Source organism: Haloferax sp. S1W, assembly GCF_044593955.1.
Classification (GTDB): domain Archaea; phylum Halobacteriota; class Halobacteria; order Halobacteriales; family Haloferacaceae; genus Haloferax.
Genome location: NZ_CP172596.1, coordinates 152,417 through 170,380, shown reverse-complemented (window position 1 = coordinate 170,380; position 17,964 = coordinate 152,417). Strand labels below are relative to the sequence as shown.

The window sequence follows — 17,964 nt, the reverse complement described above, 5'->3', positions numbered from 1 at the left end:
GAACTCAGAGGCTCCGTCGGCGAATCAGTCTGGTCGCGACGCCGACGGGTGCGGCGACCCACGCCAGCGCGCCAGCGACGAGTGTCGGCGTCGAGAGGTTCGTGTCGGCGACGACCGCCGCGAGTCCGCTGCCAGCCGCGTTGATGCCGGAGAGGACGAACACGCGGAAGATGTCGAGCGGATTCGCGAGAACGAGCCCTGAGAGGACGACGTTGGGCAAGTCGAATCCGGCGACGAGGCCGAGCGCGGCGAGGTCGTAGCCAAAGACCAGCCAGACCCACACGAGAAGCGCAATTCCGAGTGCGTGTGTCTTCTCCGCGGCGACAGTCGAGACGAGGACGCTGAGCGCGAGGAATGCGAGTCCGAGACAGACCGCTCCGACGAGCACTCTCGCGTACAACTGCCACGGAAGCGCCCCGGTTCGAGCGAACAGCGCGATACCGCCGAGTCCAAACCCGACGCTTGTCGCGGCCGCGAGGGTGACCGCACGACCAATGAACGTCCCGAGGACGACCCGGGACCGCGACACTGGGAGTGCGAATACCATATCGAGCCAGCCGCTTTCTTCCGCGCCGACAATCGTGTCGTAGCCGAAGACCAGCGCAGCGAGCGGGACGAGATACGTCGACAGCGATGCGAGACTGACGACGACGGCCTCGATGCGGACCGCCCCGGGTCCCGACCCGCCGAACACGACCACGACGAGCGAGAGGAGACCGAACAGCGTGGTCAGCGCCAGCGTCCACCGACTCCGAAGCGAGAGTCGATACGCTAACTGGGCGATTGCGAGCAATTGCCCGCTAAACGTGCTCGTCGTTCTTCGAGACGTGTTTGCCGCCGTCTCGTGGACCGTAACGACGCCGCCGTCGGCTTCGGTCTTGAGTTGGGTGTTAGTGGTCTCAGTTTCTTCCGTCATGCGCTCTCACCGGCCGTGTTCGGCCGTGGTTGTTCCGTGCCGGAACGCGAACGTCCCGGCGTCGCGTCCGCTTCGCAGTCCCGAAGCGTCTCTTCGAAGACGCGTTCCAGTCCGGGTTCACGAACGTCGTACCCGTCGATGGGAACCGATTCGGTGAGTTCCGACAGCAGGCTCGGAACCTCGTCGGGGTGACAGTCGACGACGACGCTGTGCGCGCCGTTCGGTTTCGACCGCACTGGTTCGGCATCCGTCTCCGACTGCACCGACCCGCCGCAAGACGAGACGGCGGCGTGCACGTCGTCTACCGACGCCCCGTCGTCGAGGCGAACGCGCACGCGAACGTCGTCTGTTACCTGCTGGCGTAACTCGTCGATACTCCCGCTCGCGCGGAGTTGGCCATCGTGAAGGATGGCCACCTGCTCACACAGCGACTCGATTTCCGAGAGGACGTGCGAGGAGACGACGACCGTGAGGTCGGATTTGGCGTCGAGGCGTTCGATGACGCGGTGGAACGCGGCGACGCCCCGCGGGTCGAGACCGGCAGTCGGTTCGTCCAACAGGAGGATACGTGGCCGAGACAGGAGCGCGGACGCCAATCCGAGGCGTCTGGTCATCCCGTTCGAGTAGCCGCCGACGCGTCTATCGGCAGCGTCCGAGAGTCCGACCACGCCGAGCACGGCGTCGATTCGGGTCTCGGCGTCGGGGAGGTCGTGCATCCGCCCGTAGAACGACAGGACTTCTCGGCCCGTGAGTGACGAGGGAAAGCCCGCGTGTTCGGGGAGGTAGCCGACGATACTGCGGAGTTCCGGCCCCGCCGAAGACACGTCGGTACCGGCGACGGACACAGTCCCTTCGTCCGGTCGAATGTGGCCGACGAGGAGTTTGAACAGCGTCGACTTCCCGGCACCGTTCGTTCCGAGGAGTCCGAACGTCGTCCCCGACTCGATGGCGAGCGAGAGCCCGTCCAATGCTGTCACGTCTCGATACGCCTTTCGCACGCCGCTGACCTCAATCGCGTTCATAGTATCGTCTCCAACGTTCGTGTGGTGGCTCTGCGAGCGGGTGGTGGTCGACGATGCCGGGCACGTCGATTACCGGGAACGAACTCTCGGCGAGTCTGAGCGCGTCGAACGCTGGGCTCGATGCGAAGACGGCCGCTTGCGGGTGGTCGTAGACCAGTTTTTCGACGAGTCCCGCGGGCCGGTGTCGGATGTCGTTGACACCGTCAGAGTCAACGTCTGACTCGCGTGCGTCAGACCAGTAGTTCCCGCGGTCGCTCCCGTTCCACGCCATGCGCTCGCCGACGAGTGCGCGGACTGGTTCGTCGTTGTTGATAAAGCTGTTCTCCGAGACGTTCGGGCTTGAACTGCCTGCGGTGAAGTAGGCCCCGACCCGGTTTTCGAGGACGAGGTTTCCGGTGAGCGTGTTGTTGACCGAGTTGAACACGTACAGGCCGTTCCCGTTGGCGACGACTTCGTTCCCGTCGACCACCGAGTGGTCGATACGCTTCAGGAGGATGCCGTGCCCGCTCGTGCCGGTGTTGTTCACCGCGGTGTTGTTGATGACGCGAATGCGCTCCGAGAGCATCACGGCGTAGCCCGCGTCGTTGTCGAACGCAACGTTGTTCGCCAGCGTACAATCGTCAGAGTACATGTAGTGGACGCCGTACCGCAGGTCCCACATCGTGTTGTTGCGGGCGGTCACGTTCGACGCCCACGAGTAGTAGATGCCGTCGCGCGTGTCCGTGATGCGGTTGTCGACGAGCGTCGCGTCGTCAGTCTTCCACACCTGAATTCCGTTGCCGCGGTACGACCGCGGTTCGACGGACTCGCGGCCCACGATGGTGGTGTCTTCGATGTGGACTCCAGAGACGCCGTTGAGCCAGATACCGAAGGTGGACGCGGTCACGCGACTGTTGTGTATCGTCGCGTTCGTCCCGTTGACCCAGATACCGGCGTCGTTCTCGGACGTGTCGTACCCGGAGTTGTGAACCCACACGCGCCGGAGCGTGACGTCCGATGCGTCGAGCGTGAGGACGTCTCCGGTTCCATTGCCGTCGATTCGAGCGCCGAATCCGGCTTCGCCGACGAGCGTGACGTTCGGCGTCTCGACGACAACGTGTTCGTCGAACTCCCCACGGAGCCGAATCCGGTCTCCGGGTGCTGCTGCGTCTACGGCGGCCTGAAGCGAGGTGTACGACTCGTTGCCGATGGTCGCACGACCCGACTCGGTCGGCGCGTCGAACGCATATTCGTCCGGAACCGGGGCATCGTAGGCGATGGTGGTGTCCGCCTGCGTACTCGGTGCGGCGGTGCCGAGTGCGACACCGACGCCCGACGCGACGAGGAAGACACTCGCGACGACTGCGAACAACCGACTCACGGTGGGTTTCATTCCTTTCGTCCCTCTATTTCGATGTGACGTTCGATTCGCCGTCCTGTGCCGTTTTTTCGTCCCGACTCGGCGTTCGAGCCGTTCCGATGCGCTCACGAATTCCGGCGAGGAGCGTCCCAACCGTGGCGTCGCTGCCGCGGTAGTAGTACGCGACGACGAGGAGGCCGATGGCCACCATCGTCAGGTACGCGCCGGTTCCGAATCGGGAGTAGCTGGTGATGTTTGCGACCTCGTATTTCCCCCACAGCGGCGGGGTGAAGGGGTCGACGCCGATGACTGGTGCGTCCGGGTCGAGGCTGTGACCGGTCTGGTAAAGCCGGTACTGGATATCGGCCACCATGACGGTGAACACCGTTATCGACCCGGCGAGTTGGTACATCAGTCCCCGCTTGAGTTTCTCGACGGTTGGCGCGATGGCCACGAACGCCCCGGACACGGCGACGGCGATGAACGCGAGCGGTCCAAGAGACCACTCGGGAACCTCGACTGCGGCCGCCTTCGGTTCGTAATTCGGTTGCCAGTACACGGGGTCCGGGTAGTAGAACCCGATGTACTTGTTGAGACGGGCCATCTCGACGTAGTCGCCGCTTATGTGCGGGTACGCATAGAGGTCGAGGTGGAGTATCTCGTTGGGGTACTGCGCGGCGTGGACTTCGATGGACCACATCGGCAGCAGCAACGCGGTGACCAATAACAGCGCCGCTAGCGCCGGCAACCCCCGGCGCAGTTGGGTGAACTCGTCGAGACTCGGTGGGCGGTAGGTCATCGTCTAGTTTCTCGGTTCGACGATCATCCGCGAGCGCATCTCCAGGTGCAGTGCGCTGCAGAAGTACGTACAGTAGACCCAGTACACGCCCGGCTTGTCGGCCGTGAACGTGACCTGCCGGGTGTCCTTCGGCGCGAGTGCGAGGTGGACGTTGTGCTCGGGGATGGCGAGGCCGTGGACGATGTCCTGGCTGCCTTCGATGTTCGTGGCAGTGAGCGTGACCTCGTCGCCTTCCTTGACCGTGAAGTCGCGGAGGCCGTACTCGCTCCGCTTGACCGAGGTGTAGACCTCGACGGTCGAGTCGTCGATACGGTCGACGCGCGAGTTGCTCTCTGTGACGTACTCCTTTTCGCCCTCGTAGTCCGCGGCGTCCCACGTCTTCGCCGGACTAATCTTGTCCTTCGAGGCGAAGATAGCGTCGTGCGGTTCGGGGTACACCGGGTGGTCGGAGACGAGTTCCATTCCGCCTGTCTCGTCGTCCTTGTCGTTGCCGATGTAGATGAGCTGGTCGTTGTCCGGGTAGATGGGACCGACCGGCAGGAACCGGTCTTTCGAGAGCTTGTTCAGGACGACCAGCCAGTCGCCGGTTGGCTCAGTCGACATCGCCTGAACCGCCTGAATGTGGCCGGGGTTGTAGTGAACGTCAATCTTGCCGAGGATGGCGTCTTCGGACTTCTTCGGCGAGTTGATGGCCGTCTCGATGTCCCACTTGACGACCTGCGAGTCGATGAACAACGAGGTGTACGCGTGGCCACGCCCGTCGTAGGTCGTGTGAAGCGGCCCGAGACCGAGTTTCGGCTGGCCGACGATGGTGTCGGCGGGGTCGGACGCCGAGCCGAGTTTTTCGATGTCGATGATAGACACCGTCGGCGAGAGCTTTCCGGCGACCATCGCGTACTTCCCGTTCGGTTCGACTTCGACACAGTGCGGCGACTTTGGCGTCGGGATGTAGCGAACGAGAGGATTGTCGCCCTTGTTGAGCGAGCTTTCTTTCGTTCCGTCGACGACGGGAACCCCGTTTACTTCCTCGTGGTTGCCCGCATCGACTGCCTTCTGAATCGCCGGCACGTCGAACGCCTTGACGAAGTCGCGGTCGTTCTTCGTCATCTCCTCGATTTCGACGCCCTCTTCGTCGTTGTAGGCGCTGGCGATTGCCCATCGACCATCCTTGTCGGTGTCGAGGATGTCGAGGTTGCCGTCGACTTTGACCTGCCAGAGAACCTCCATCGACTCGGGGTCGAGTGCGGTAAACAGCGAGACGTACTTGTCCGGGTTGTTGATGTCGCGGCCGTCGTTCGGAAGCGGCGTCCGGAACTCGCTGTTGGCGAAGACGTACTCCGTGTCGGGGCTCTGAATACAGCATCCGTGGACGGACTGGACGTTCGGAATGTTGGTGATAGCGTCCGTTTCGAAGTACTTCAGGTTGATTCGGGCGACGCGGCCGTGGGCCTTGTCGTTGACGTACAGGTACCTGCCGTCGTACTTGCCGTCAGTCTCCGAAAGACTCGGGTGGTGGGAGTCACCCCACTTGTAGTCGCCCGCATCTTCGAGCATGTCGGTGGTCTTCTTGTCGAACCCGTAGCCTTTCGCCTGCTCGGGATTGAAGACGGGAATCCGGGTAAGTTCGCGCATCGATGGGAGTCCGTAGATGCGAATGTCGCCCGAGTGGCCACCGGACCAAAAGCCGTAGTACTCGTCGTGTTCTCCCGGCGGGACGAAGTGACTCGGTACGTCGCCGGAACTGGAGTGCGGCGTGTTTTCGCCGCCGCTGGCACCGCTGTTTCCAGCGAGGCTAGTACACCCGGCGAGCGAACCCATCACCCCGGCTGCCGCGCCCGCTTTCATGAAGTCGCGTCGACTGAGTCCAAGCGTCGGGAGTTCGAGCGAGACTTCGGACTCGTCGGCCGGCGTCTCGTCGATATCGGCGAGGACTGCGTTCAGTTGTTCCTCGTATTCTGTGAGGGTGTCTGTGTGTGCGTCGTCCGCCGCAGCGTCAGTGTGTGAAGAATCGTGTGACATTTAGACCACCTTGACCGTCCCGACCATCCCGTTCATCTCGTGGGGGATGCAGTAGTACTCGTAGGTGCCCTTCGTTTCGAAGGTGTGTTCGTAGGATTCGCCCGCTTCGAGGTTCCCCTTCTCGGGGTACCCGTCCTTCGCGGCCTGTTCGGAGTCGAACCCGCCAGTCGCGAAGTACGCCGCTCCGTCGGGAATCTTGTCCTCGTATGCGGTCACCGAGTGACCAATCGAACTCGTGTTCTCGAAGGTGACCGTCGTGCCGACGGGCACTTCGATGACCTTGGGGTCGAATCCGAGTTCCTCGGTCATGCCGACGGTGTCGGTCTGTGCCGCGCCGCTTTCTTCTCCGCCATCGCTCGGTTCTTCAGTAGTCTCTGCCCCGCCCGAACCGCCTTCTCCCTCCGCACCACTGTCGTCTGATGCTTGCGAAGAGCATCCTGCAAGTGCGAGAGTGGTCGCTGCGAAACCTGCCGCTCCGATACGCTGCAACACGTTCCGCCTGGTATGCTTCTGAGCCATCGTACAGATGGGCCTTTGCCGATATAGGGTATGTATTAGAAACCCGCTTCCTAACCCTCGGGAGTTCGTTGAACATGTTCGGCCGACACGCACCCATTGATATTTTGAGCGACACTTCCACGACAGACAGTGTATAATATTTGAAACGTCATGCGGGTCGAGCGCGGTCACGACCGCCTCACCGAGCAGTTGTTTTCTGGCGGGGAGAACCGTTCCGAACATCTTCGGGAGAGTACATAGTTCGTCTTCGGAAGTTACCGGAGATAGAGACGGGAGGCCGCACGATGCTCGCGGGGTTCCGTCTGACCGAGAGGACCATGACAACAAACCCGATATCTGGTGGCATCGGTGCCGAGGAACAGCGGTCGAGAGTCAGCGTCGGCGCGACAGTGTACACCCTCGCTGCCGCCGGGCCGGACGAGACGCGGGGCCTTACCCCGGTCTCGAATCACCGATGAATGGCCTGACCGCGGTTGCCGTCGGCATGAAGACGGTGACTCTGATGCTGGGTGGTCTCGTGACGCTCGTCACTTTCCGCGCCTACAGACGGCAGGGAACGCTCGCACTCCGGTCGTTGTGCGCCGGGTTCGCGCTCGTCACCTTCGGGTCGCTGGTTGCGGGCATCGTCCACCAACTCACGCCGCTTTCGTATGACTACGCGCTGGTCGTCGAGAGCGCGCTCACCGTCGGCGGGTTCGCCGTTATCGCGCACTCGTTGTACACGGACCACACCTAATCGAGTCCCTCGGAATCGACCATTCAGCTCTGGTGAATCACTAGGCGGCGTCGGATTCGTCCGTTAATTCGAAGGAGTTGAAGCGGAGGTGTCCGGATGCTCCGGCCTTTTGGAAGCATTTCGAGGCTCGTTTGTGAGGCTATTCGGGGTGAGCCATATTCGCATCAACAGCTGAGTCCTGCTGATGGTTTTAGCTCCGTGGTGGCCACGTCCCGTTCGCACACAGTTGGTAGTTCATGGAAAGGTAAGGCGGCATGTTCGTGTGGCGCTCACCTCGCCCCGAATTTCCGGTAAAGCCCGAGACGGTCATCGATCCGTTCCGGTTGCTTTCGGAGGTATAGATAGTCTCTTGTCCCCGTCCCCCCTCACCGTGAGGATCTTTGGTCAGGATGTTGTCCTCGGGAGTCGTTCCGGACCCGTCCGCGTCACTGACTGGTACCTTGAGATGCTCTGCCGCGTGATTGTGTGGTGGGAGTTGGTTTTCCGACAGTTCGACACTCTCTGTGCCGCCCATTGTCCCCAACGGTCTGTCCGAGCTATGGTGCAGCGGTACCCGGTGACCCCCCAAGTTCGGTAGCTGGAAGTAGGTACCCCCGTCCCCGCCGTAGGCCGTTCCGAGTATAGCGTACAACGTCGCTTGCTGGTTGACTGGCATCCGTGCCCCGGTACACTGGTAGAAGTCTTCAATCGTGAACTTCCCACTGAAGAGGATGACTTGGCCGACAAAATACGGCTGCCATCCACTTGAGGAAGCTCTCTCTGTCGCGTTCTGCCGTAGATGCTTTCCTTCTGACAGAGCTTCCTGTAGGTCAGGTGTCTCTCCGTCCGGTGCAGGTCGGCTAAACACCGCTTGGTACGTGTGTGTCTCTGCTTCAGTAGCGGACGTCATCGTGGGTGCGATCGTCGCGTCGAACCCATCAGTCTGAGAGTGGGACAGTCGGTAGCAAGCCTGTGGTAGCGGCGACTCACCGGTCGACTCGAACCACAGCGAAAACCGCTCCCAATCGTCGGTAACAGCTTTTGTCTCGACTTCGCTGAGTAGGAGGTCGACGGGGCCTCCCTCGTCGTGGCGGGCAGTAAACGTCGCGCCTTCGAAGTCGGCTAGTTTACTGAGTGACGGCGCATCAATAATCTCGCTCATCGACTGTCAACTCCTGCGATGTTGGTCGTGCGCATTGCCAACGACCACACAGATTGCTGATATATAGGCACCGGTGAGAAATACTCTCATCCACGAGATATCGTCTCACTAGAAAAATGTTATGTCTACTCACACGACTGTCACAGTATGAAGAAGTCGGATGTCGAATCTGTCGCGCCCTTGCTGGAGCGGGCTCACACTCTGGCAGCCATCAGGGGCGGCGAGCGCGACCGGATGGAGATCGCCGAGCGGGCGGATTGTTCTCGGGCGACGGTCTACCGAGCAACGAGCGATTTCGAGGAGCAGGGTCTGGTGGAGCACACACCGAACGGCTACCGACTCACTGGGCTCGGACAGACGGTACTCACACAGGCCGAGCAATTTCAGGCTGGTGTCGAGGCGGCGAGACATCTCGAACCGGTGTTGGCGTACACCAGTCCGCCGGAACTCCTCGAAAACATTCACCTATTTACCGACGCGACGGTCGTCGAAGCCGAACCGTCGGCCCCCTACATCATCGAGCAGGAAATCGAGGCGATCATCCGTGAAGTCGACGAGTACATGACCGGTATCACCCGCGGATTCGGATCGCCGAAGGTCATGGAAACCACTTTCGAGCAGATTCACAGCGGTGTCGAAGTAGAATGGGTGCTAACCCAAGAGACATTTGCGGGTGTTCGTACTCAGTACGACGAGAGTCACACCGAACTCTTGAGCCTCGAAACCACAGCGACCTACGCCGTCGACGAGGCCCCGCTTGATATCGGAATTTACGACGACACGATGATCGTTGCTGGCTTTGACGATGAAACCGGGACGGTTGGGGCCATTGCGATAACGGACAACCCGGCGGCCGTCAACTGGGGTCGGCGTCTCGTCGCGGAGTACCGCAAACAGGGCGAGCGACTCAACTGACCTCGTGATTCGACTAACCTCGCAACTCAGCACATAACCCGCTACGACCAGTTCGGGTTGAGTGTGCTTTTTTTATATGACACTGTCTGTGTCTTTCCCTCACACCGACTGCTCAGTTTGAGGCACGAACCGGCGTCTCACGCCTGATAATTCGTCTCATCGGTGCTTATAAACGAATGACAGGTCCACATCTGCCAATGAAAATATCAAAATTCGTGAATGGTTCTACGCATAGAACCTGCCACTGGAAGTTGGGCGGTGTGGGGGTTATACAGCGGGTACCATGAGTCGAAGAACGCGGCTGTGGTTCACACTCGCTCTCAGCGTCATCGTGGTTGCGTTGTTGTCTGTACTGACTGGTGCATCCCTGACTACTACGACTGGTGATGTGACCGCAGCAGGTGCCGAACTCGCTATCGTGGACACGAGCGTCGGCGGTCACGCGGCGCTCGCCACAACCGCTCGCGACGCGGGCATGGAGGTCGTGACGGTCTCGAGCGTCGAAGAGCTGACTGCGGCGCTCGACGGCCGTGACAACCTCACAGCTATCCACCTCTTTTCCCATGGATCGGTCGGGCAAGCACACATCGGCGACGACACCCTCTCGGCCGAGACGCTCGACCAGTACCCCGAGGCACTGACCGCCATCGAACACAGCCTGTCCCCGGACGGTGACCTCTTATTGTACGGCTGTTACGTCGGTCTGGACGGTTCCGGGTCGGTCTTTCTCGATGAGATGGCGACAGCGATTGATGCCGACGTAGCCGCATCGACTGACCTCACCGGGGCAGCGGCACTGAACGGCGACTGGGACTTGGAGGCTGAAACCGGTGAGGTTGCTGTCTCCAATCTCGACGCGCAGGGTAGTTACGACGGCCTCCTGCTGGACGATTACACGAAACAAGCCGCGGGCTCCTCGGCGCTCTCGGGCTTCGCCAACTCGCGGTTGGCCGTCAACGATTACAGGGCGACGCTCGCTATCGACGCCGATGCCGACGGTGACACGGACTTCGTGGTCGCCGACTCCGGATCGGGTTGGAACCTTCTGGAAAACGACGGAAGCGGGGGCTTCACGGAAGATACGGGAACGACCATCGACCTCAGCACGGACAACCCCGAAGAATTCGTCGTGGCTGACTACGATAACGACGGCGACGACGACATCATCGACCCGACGGCGGGCAGTGAAAACGAAGCAGCGATCCTCCGCAACGACGGTGGCACGTTCACCAAACTGGCCGCGGGCTCGTCACCACTGTCGGGATTCGGAAATTCTCGGTTGGCTATCGGTGGCGTCAGAGAGATTTTCGCGCTCGATTACGACGACGACGGCGACACCGACTTCGTGGTCGCCGACACCGGCTCGGGTTGGCACCTGCTCGAAAACGACGGAAACGGGGGCTTTTCTGAGGACACAGGGACGACCTTCGCGCTCGCAGGCGACAAAGACGCCAAGGAGTTCGTCGTGGCCGACTACGATAATGACGGCGACGACGACATCATCGACCCGACGGCGGGTGCTGAATCCGAGGCCAAAGTCCTCCGCAACGACGGTGGCACGTTCACCGAACTGGCTGCGGGTTCGTCGCCGCTGTCGGGCTTCGAGAACTCACGGTTGGCTGTTGGCGGCGTCAGACAGATTCTTCCTCTCGACGCCGATGCCGACGGTGACACGGACTTCGTGGTCGCCGACACCGACTCGGACTGGCACCTACTCAGAAACGATGGCTCCGGGAGCTTCACCGAAGATACCGGGTCGAGCTTCGATCTGACTGTTTCGAACATCATACACTTCCTCGCAGTGGATTTCGATGCCGACGGTGACGACGACGTTATCGACCCACTAGCTGGCGGCGAAAGCGAGGCCGCCATTCTCGAAAACCAGAACAAACCGCCGAGTCTCAGTTCCAGCACGCCGAGCGACGGGGCGACGGACTTCCCATCGAGCGACGACATCGTCCTCACGTTCGACGAGACGATGTCGCTCGGCTCCGGAGACGTTGTCGTTCGGCGCGTCTCCGACGACACGGCGGTCGCAACCGCAGACGTGTCGACTGCAGCGGTCACTGTGGATGGCTCACAAGTGACTGTCGACCCCGACAGTAACCTCCCAACCGGCGTTGCACTCTACGTCCACGTCGAATCCGGGGCACTAACCGATACCGATGGCGAGGTGCCGTTCGCCCTCATCGACAACCCCGAGACGGTGAACTTCGAAGCGGTCGCAGGCAACGACGCGCCGACCTTCGACGGCGGTTCATCGGACACGCTGACGGTCGACGAGGACGCCAGCGCCACTGATATCGATTCGCTCCTGACGGCCTCCGACACCGACAGTAGTACGCTGACGTGGTCAGTTGAGTCCGCCCCGAGTCACGGTTCGATAAGTGGACTTTCGACCTCCGAAAGCGCTGGAAGCAGCGTCTCGCCATCGGGGGTCGCCTACACGCCGGACGATGACTACAGCGGTTCGGACTCGTTCGATATCGCGGTCAGTGACGGTGACGGCTCGGCTACGATTACCATCGGCGTGACCGTCCGGGAAGCACCAGCGGTTGTCTCGATTTCCCGCGGCACTCCAGCGACGCAAGACACCAGCGCGGACAGCGTAACCTACGATGTCCAGTTCTCCGAGGATGTTGGCGGTGTCGACTCCTCCGACTTTACGACCACGGTCCTCAGTGGAACGCCCGGTGAGAGCATCACCGGCGTCGGTGACGGCGGCGACGTCGACGGTTCGACCTACACCGTCGAGGTTTCGGTCAGCGGCAGTGGCACTGGCGAGATCCGTCTCGACGTGGTCGACGACGACACCATCACAAACGGAAACGGCGTCGAACTCGGCGGCGTCGGCACCAGCGGTGCGGGCGACGGTTCTTATACGAGTGGCGAGACGTACCGAGTCGACAACGTCCCCCCGACGTTCAGTACGGGCAGCTCCGACTCGGTCTCGAAGGCCGAGATGACGACGGGACTGGCGCTCGACATCGACGCCGCCGACGACTCGGGTACCGCCTACGACACCGATGTCACGTACTCGCTGGGTGGCGTCGACGCAACGGTTTTCAGTATCGACACCACTACGGGAGCGCTCAACGTCGACAGCGCGCTCGACTTCGAGAACCCGACTGACGCCGACACCAACAACGAGTACGAACTGACGGTCACCGCAACCGACGATGTTGGCAACACGAACTCCCAGTCGGTGACGGTCAGTATCACCAACGCCAACGATGCGCCGACGCTCGACACGAACGAGGATGTGACGGTTCTCGAGGGCTCGACTGCGAACGAAATCTCGACCGCCGACCTCGCGGCTACCGACCCCGAACAAACGTCGGGGTCGATTACCTACAACGTGACTACCGGGGTTTCGGCCGGGACGCTGTTCGTCGACGGCAGCGCGGGCGGAACCGACGACGGAACGCTCGACGGCGAGTCCGCCCTCGGCACTGGAACCTTCACGCAGGAGGACATTGACTCCGCCAATCTGCTATACAGCCACGACGGCTCCGAGACGGCCGCTGATAGCTTCGTGTTCGACCTCGACGACGGGGCCGGTGGTACAGAGATCGGCCATACGTTTTCGATCACTGTCGATGGAGTGAACGATGCGCCAACCCTCACCGTGGATACCAACGATGCCACCTTCACCGAGGACGGCAGCCCGGCAACGGTCTTCTCCAGCGCAAATGCGGACACCGTCGAATCCGGCCAGCAGATATCGACGCTGACGGTGCAGGTCGAGAACGTCACCGACGGTCCGGACGAGGTGGTAGTTATCGACGGCAGCGATGTCGCACTGACTGACGGTAACAGCGTCACCACGGCGAACAACGCCCTGTCGGTGGCTGTCTCCCTCACCGGCGACACCGCGACGGTCACAGCCAGCGGCGCGATGACCAGCACCACTGCAAATACCGTCGTCGACACGCTCGGCTACAAGAACGGCGACGACCCGACCACGAGCGAGAATCGCACGATTACGCTGACACGGATTACCGACGATGGCCCTCCGTCCAACGGCGGCAGCAACACTACGACCCTCTCGGAATCGGCGTCGGTCTCGATCACGGCTGTCAACGATGCCCCGACGCTATCGACTGACGGTCGGTCGCTGAATCCGATTACCGAGGATGACACCGACAACAACGGTACCACGGTTGGGTCCGTTCTCGATTCGGCCGGAACGACCGGCGATGCCGAGGGCGATACTATCGGAATCGCAGTCACGAATGTCGACACTACCGACGGGACGTGGGCGTATTCCACTGACAGCGGGACCACGTGGCAGGCGTTCAGTGGCACATCTCCTACCAATTCGGTGTTGTTGGCGAGCACTGACAGGCTTCGGTTCGTACCGAACGCCGATTTTAGCGGCATTGCCGGTGGCTCACTCACCGTGCGTGCGTGGGATGGGTCGAGCGGAGCGAGCGGGGCGACCGCCGATACGACCACCAACGGCGGCACGACCGCCTACTCGGCCACCAACACTAGCGTCGGAGTCACCGTCACCGCGGTCAACGACGCGCCGACAGCGTCTGATGACAGCTCTCGGAACACCACCGAAGATAGCGTTCTCTCGGTTGCCGACGATGCGAGCGCTGACCTACTCGTCCTGTCGAGCGACCCTGACACCGGGGACTCGCTGTCTGTGGACGCCATCGACGGAATGTCTGTCTCCGATGGGAGTACCGTCACGCTCGATTCCGGTGCGACTGTTACGGTCAACGGCGACGGAAGCTGGAGTTACGACCCGAACGGACAGTTCGAGTTCCTCGCCAGCGGCGATAACACCACCGACAGTTTCACCTATACCGTTGTAGACGAGAACGGGAGTTCCGATCAGGGAACCATCACTGTCACTCTCATCGGTGTCAACGACGCGCCGGGTGCCCCCAGTGACGGCGACGGTAACGCTAACGCGGTTGCTGAAAGCGCTATTATCGGCGATACCGTGGGTATCACTGCCGACAGTACAGACCCAGATACGGGCGACTCGGTCGGCTTCTCTTTGACCGCGAACGCCGGTGGTCGCTTCCAGATTAACTCGTCGACCGGGGTCGTGACGGTCGCAGACGCGTCCGGGCTCAACTACGAATCCGGTGCGGATTATCGCATCACAGTGCAGGCATCTGATGGGTCCCTCAATTCGACGACGAACTTCACTGTCACCGTCAGCGACGCCGACGAGCGACCGTCGTTCACCTCTGGGGCGTCGGCCAGTCTCGCGGAGGACACGACCAATGGCGTGTCCGTCATCGACGTAAATGCGAGCGTTCCCGGTGGCAGTGCCGACCAGAGTGTGAGTTACGCTCTCTCCGCAGGTAACACGGGCGGAGCCTTTGCAGTTGACCCGGCGAACGGTACGATCACCGTTTCGGACGCCTCGCAGTTCGATTACGAGGGTGGCCCATCGAGCTTCGCACTCACCGTCGAAGCTAGCGAAGGCACTCAAACCGCGACTCAAAATGTGACCGTCACAATATCCGACGTTGATGAACGCCCGGCCATAACCTCGGGAACATCGGCCAGCATTGTCGAATCGTCCGCTAACGGCGTGTCCGTCATCGACGTGAACGCTACCGTCGGCGGGAATGACGACGAGGAGGTCAGCTATGCGATTTCCTCCGGTAACACTGGCTCCGCGTTCAGTATCGATGCCGAAAGTGGTGTGGTGACCGTCTCGGACACGACGAAACTCGCCACCGCATCGAGTTTCACACTCACTATCGAGGCCAGCGAAGGCGGACAAACGAACGCCCAAGACATCTCTATCACAGTGCGCGATATCACCGACCCCGTTTCGGACGCCGGAACCAGTCGGACTGTCGATGAAGATACCGTCGTCAACTTTGACGGCACTGGCTCGACCGATAACGTCGCCGTAGCGGGTTACGAATGGGACTTCAGTGACGGTTCTGGGAACTCTACTACGGCAACGCCCACGCACACATTCTCCGACCCGGGTACGTACACGGTAACGCTCACTGCGACGGATGCGGCTGGGAACTCCGACTCAGATACGCTGACGGTGACGGTGAACGACACCACTAGCCCGAATGCGAATGCAGGACCTAACCAGACTGTCGACGAGGACACCGCTGTCAATTTTGACGGTACTAGCTCGACCGATAACGACGAGATTGCGGGTTACGAGTGGAACTTCGGCGACGGATCAGCGGGCGTCACCGGTGCAATGCCGACTCACACGTTCGACCAGCCGGGTATCTACACCGTCGTCCTGAACGTCACGGACAGCGCGGGCCATTCAAATGTGGATACGCTGACGGTGACGGTCAATGACACGACTGTGCCGACGGCCGATGCGGGCGCAGATCAAGCTGTCGACGAAGACACGCTCGTCGACTTCAACGGAAGTGGGTCGACTGATAACGGCGCTATCGCCTCCTACGAATGGGACTTCGGCGACGGCTCGGCGAACGCAATGGGTGCCACGCCAGCCCATACGTTCCCCGACCCGGGTAGATACACCGTGACAGTGAACGTCACCGACAAGGCGGGGAACTCGGCGTCCGACACGCTTGTCGTCACAGTGAACGACACAACGCCCCCAACAGCTGACGTTGGGGAGAACCGGACGGTCGCCGAGGATACGACCATCTCATTCGATGGCTCGGGGTCGACCGACAACGTGGGAATCACGAGTTACGAGTGGGACTTCGGTGACAACTCGACTGCAACGGGTGTCTCGTTGAACCACTCCTTCAGTAACCCCGGCACTTACACGGTCAGCCTCACGACGACAGACGATGCTGGTAATACGGACACGGCCACGCAGACGATTACCGTCACTGACGAAACTGCTCCGGATGTCAGCGTGAATGCGTGGGCGTATCCGGGATCACAAACAGCCGTTCGCTATGCACAGACAGTCGAGGTTAACGCGACTGTCACTGACAGTGCGTCTGCTGTCTCGAACGTCTCGATTAATGCGTCCGCGATCAGTTCTCGCGGGGATATCTCACTGACGAACCGGTCTGGAACCAGTTGGTGGACCGCGACGGTCGTCGCTGACAAGCGCGTCAACGGGACGTTCAACCTGACAATCACTGCGCGTGACGCTGCTGGAAACAACAACACCACAGAACAGGTCTCAGTCGTTGTCGACAACACCCCTCCCTCGGCAGATGCTGGCAACAACGTCTCTGTTCGGCGTGGTCGCACAGCCGAGTTCGACGCGACGAACTCGACTGACGACCTCGGCATTGTCAGCTACAACTGGGAGTTCGGCGACGAGGCGAATACAACGGCATCGACAGCGCTTGCAAACCACACGTACACCACGAGTGGAACGTACACCGCGCGTCTCACCGTCACAGATGTTGCTGGGAACACTGCCAATGAGACGGTGGCGGTCACCGTCTACAGACCACCGTCTTCAGGAGGCTCGACTGACTCGTCGGACCCGTCTTCAGACAGCTCATCGTCGGGTGTCGGGCTGCGGGTAAACGTCAGCTCGCAGAATGAATCTGCGAATAATCGAACAGACATCTCTGTCTCGGATGCTCGGGATGACCAGCCCATCGTGATCCAGCTCGAAGCACCCGAGGCCAACAAGTCGACTACGGACCCCAACACGTCCGCTGTAACTGGGGACACCCCGCGGAACATCTCTGTCTCGGCGGTCCAAATGAACGTTAGCCGAGGCGGAGACTTCACGCTGAACGTCACGACAGAAGAACTCGAGTCTGAACGTGACGGCACTGGTGCCGACGAGGACACTACTCGTGGCGAGGTCGAATCCACGTCCAGCCAAACATTTGCTGAGCTCTCCTCGGCGAACCGTAACTTCGCTCGTGAAACGGGTGCACGGCCCGTTGGCTACGTCATTGTCAATCACAGCATCTCGGACGACGACATCGAAGATGTCACGTTCACCTTCCGTGTCCGGAAAGCGTATCTCGAAACGACCGGTACCGGTGCACAATCAATCAGCCTCTACCGCGATGAGACGACTCGCTGGAACCAGTTGCCGACATCGGTCGTGGGTGAAACTGATGACTATTACCTGTTCACGGCGACTTCGCCCGGGCTCTCGGTGTTCAGTATCGGGTCTTCGACTGCACTGTTCGAGGTGACTGATGCGCAGGTCACCACCAGCGAAGTCGCAGCTGATGATTCGGTTGCCATCACGGCGACGGTAGTGAATCACGGCAGTGTTTCTGGCACCTACACAACGCGCCTCACCGTCGATGGTGAGGTTGTCTCAACGACTGACGTCAAGGTACCTGCACGAGACGAACGGCGGGTAACGCTCACTCAACAGTTCTCTGAGCCGGGAGTGTACCGCCTCGCAGTAGCAAACGCTAGTGCTGGCGAGGTACGTGTTGAGCCTCGAGGCCAACAGACGGCTGTCGAAGAAAAAACGTCGGCGGACCCAACGGCACTCAACATGTGGCTATTCGCCGTGTTCGGTGTTGTCGTGGCCGCCGTGTTGTTCGGCTGGTATCGCCGCCGAGACGACGACGAGACCGAACAGTAGGGTACCCTCGTCGAGCGGTTCTCTTATTTGGATTTGGACTTCCCGGTTCTGG

At 61.0% G+C, this 17,964-nt stretch carries 11 protein-coding genes; 4 read left to right on the top strand and 7 right to left on the bottom strand.

Annotated features, from left to right (window positions below):
* Window positions 1-4 precede the first annotated feature (4 nt).
* Genes ACH9L7_RS16930 through ACH9L7_RS16905 form a run of 6 tightly spaced genes read right to left on the bottom strand, consistent with a single transcriptional unit; the run spans window position 5 to window position 6,614 of the window.
* Window positions 5-916 carry an ABC transporter permease gene (locus tag ACH9L7_RS16930; RefSeq protein ID WP_396613618.1) on the bottom strand — a complete coding sequence of 304 codons (912 nt, stop codon included), beginning with the start codon at window positions 914-916 and terminating at the stop codon, window positions 5-7.
* A complete protein-coding gene (locus tag ACH9L7_RS16925) occupies window positions 913-1,938 on the bottom strand; it encodes an ATP-binding cassette domain-containing protein (RefSeq protein WP_396613617.1) in 1,026 nt (341 codons plus the stop codon). The genes ACH9L7_RS16930 and ACH9L7_RS16925 overlap by 4 nt, the downstream gene beginning before the upstream one ends.
* A complete protein-coding gene (nosD, locus tag ACH9L7_RS16920) occupies window positions 1,925-3,310 on the bottom strand; it encodes a nitrous oxide reductase family maturation protein NosD (RefSeq protein WP_396613616.1) in 1,386 nt (461 codons plus the stop codon). The genes ACH9L7_RS16925 and nosD overlap by 14 nt, the downstream gene beginning before the upstream one ends.
* 13 nt (window positions 3,311-3,323) lie before the next feature.
* Complete coding sequence (locus tag ACH9L7_RS16915) at window positions 3,324-4,076, bottom strand: hypothetical protein (protein WP_396613615.1); 753 nt, start codon at window positions 4,074-4,076, stop codon at window positions 3,324-3,326.
* A gap of 3 nt (window positions 4,077-4,079) precedes the next feature.
* Complete coding sequence (gene nosZ / locus ACH9L7_RS16910; protein ID WP_396613614.1) at window positions 4,080-6,095, bottom strand: TAT-dependent nitrous-oxide reductase; 2,016 nt, start codon at window positions 6,093-6,095, stop codon at window positions 4,080-4,082.
* Window positions 6,096-6,614 carry a plastocyanin/azurin family copper-binding protein gene (locus tag ACH9L7_RS16905; protein ID WP_396613613.1) on the bottom strand — a complete coding sequence of 173 codons (519 nt, stop codon included), beginning with the start codon at window positions 6,612-6,614 and terminating at the stop codon, window positions 6,096-6,098.
* 317 nt (window positions 6,615-6,931) lie between these two features.
* Between ACH9L7_RS16905 and ACH9L7_RS16900 the strand changes: the two genes are divergently transcribed.
* Together ACH9L7_RS16900 and ACH9L7_RS16895 are read left to right on the top strand one after the other, a co-directional pair.
* Window positions 6,932-7,072, top strand: a complete 141-nt coding sequence (locus ACH9L7_RS16900; protein ID WP_396613612.1) for a hypothetical protein — start codon at window positions 6,932-6,934, stop codon at window positions 7,070-7,072.
* Window positions 7,069-7,350, top strand: a complete 282-nt coding sequence (locus ACH9L7_RS16895) for a hypothetical protein (protein WP_396613611.1) — start codon at window positions 7,069-7,071, stop codon at window positions 7,348-7,350. The genes ACH9L7_RS16900 and ACH9L7_RS16895 overlap by 4 nt, the downstream gene beginning before the upstream one ends.
* A 190-nt stretch (window positions 7,351-7,540) precedes the next feature.
* On the opposite strand, the gene ACH9L7_RS16890 is transcribed toward ACH9L7_RS16895, so the two are convergent.
* Window positions 7,541-8,491, bottom strand: coding sequence for a phage tail protein (locus ACH9L7_RS16890; protein ID WP_396613610.1), 951 nt, complete (start codon window positions 8,489-8,491; stop codon window positions 7,541-7,543).
* Between the two features lie 147 nt (window positions 8,492-8,638).
* Between ACH9L7_RS16890 and ACH9L7_RS16885 the strand changes: the two genes are divergently transcribed.
* Together ACH9L7_RS16885 and ACH9L7_RS16880 are read left to right on the top strand one after the other, a co-directional pair.
* Window positions 8,639-9,406: a helix-turn-helix transcriptional regulator gene (locus tag ACH9L7_RS16885; protein ID WP_396613609.1), complete on the top strand. Its 768-nt coding sequence runs from the start codon at window positions 8,639-8,641 to the stop codon at window positions 9,404-9,406.
* Between the two features lie 283 nt (window positions 9,407-9,689).
* The gene (locus tag ACH9L7_RS16880; RefSeq protein ID WP_396613608.1) at window positions 9,690-17,912 is read left to right on the top strand and encodes a PKD domain-containing protein; all 8,223 of its coding nucleotides are present in this window, start codon (window positions 9,690-9,692) and stop codon (window positions 17,910-17,912) included.
* The last annotated feature ends 52 nt before the right edge of the window (window positions 17,913-17,964 follow it).

Coding starts and splice junctions, on each gene's coding strand:
- ACH9L7_RS16905 (WP_396613613.1), bottom strand. CDS start 6,614: ATGGCTCAGAAGCATACCAGGCGGAACGTGTTGCAGCGTATCGGAGCG.
- ACH9L7_RS16915 (WP_396613615.1), bottom strand. CDS start 4,076: ATGACCTACCGCCCACCGAGTCTCGACGAGTTCACCCAACTGCGCCGG.
- ACH9L7_RS16890 (WP_396613610.1), bottom strand. CDS start 8,491: ATGAGCGAGATTATTGATGCGCCGTCACTCAGTAAACTAGCCGACTTC.
- ACH9L7_RS16925 (WP_396613617.1), bottom strand. CDS start 1,938: ATGAACGCGATTGAGGTCAGCGGCGTGCGAAAGGCGTATCGAGACGTG.
- ACH9L7_RS16900 (WP_396613612.1), top strand. CDS start 6,932: ATGACAACAAACCCGATATCTGGTGGCATCGGTGCCGAGGAACAGCGG.
- ACH9L7_RS16880 (WP_396613608.1), top strand. CDS start 9,690: ATGAGTCGAAGAACGCGGCTGTGGTTCACACTCGCTCTCAGCGTCATC.
- ACH9L7_RS16930 (WP_396613618.1), bottom strand. CDS start 916: ATGACGGAAGAAACTGAGACCACTAACACCCAACTCAAGACCGAAGCC.
- nosD (WP_396613616.1), bottom strand. CDS start 3,310: ATGAAACCCACCGTGAGTCGGTTGTTCGCAGTCGTCGCGAGTGTCTTC.
- nosZ (WP_396613614.1), bottom strand. CDS start 6,095: ATGTCACACGATTCTTCACACACTGACGCTGCGGCGGACGACGCACAC.
- ACH9L7_RS16885 (WP_396613609.1), top strand. CDS start 8,639: ATGAAGAAGTCGGATGTCGAATCTGTCGCGCCCTTGCTGGAGCGGGCT.
- ACH9L7_RS16895 (WP_396613611.1), top strand. CDS start 7,069: ATGAATGGCCTGACCGCGGTTGCCGTCGGCATGAAGACGGTGACTCTG.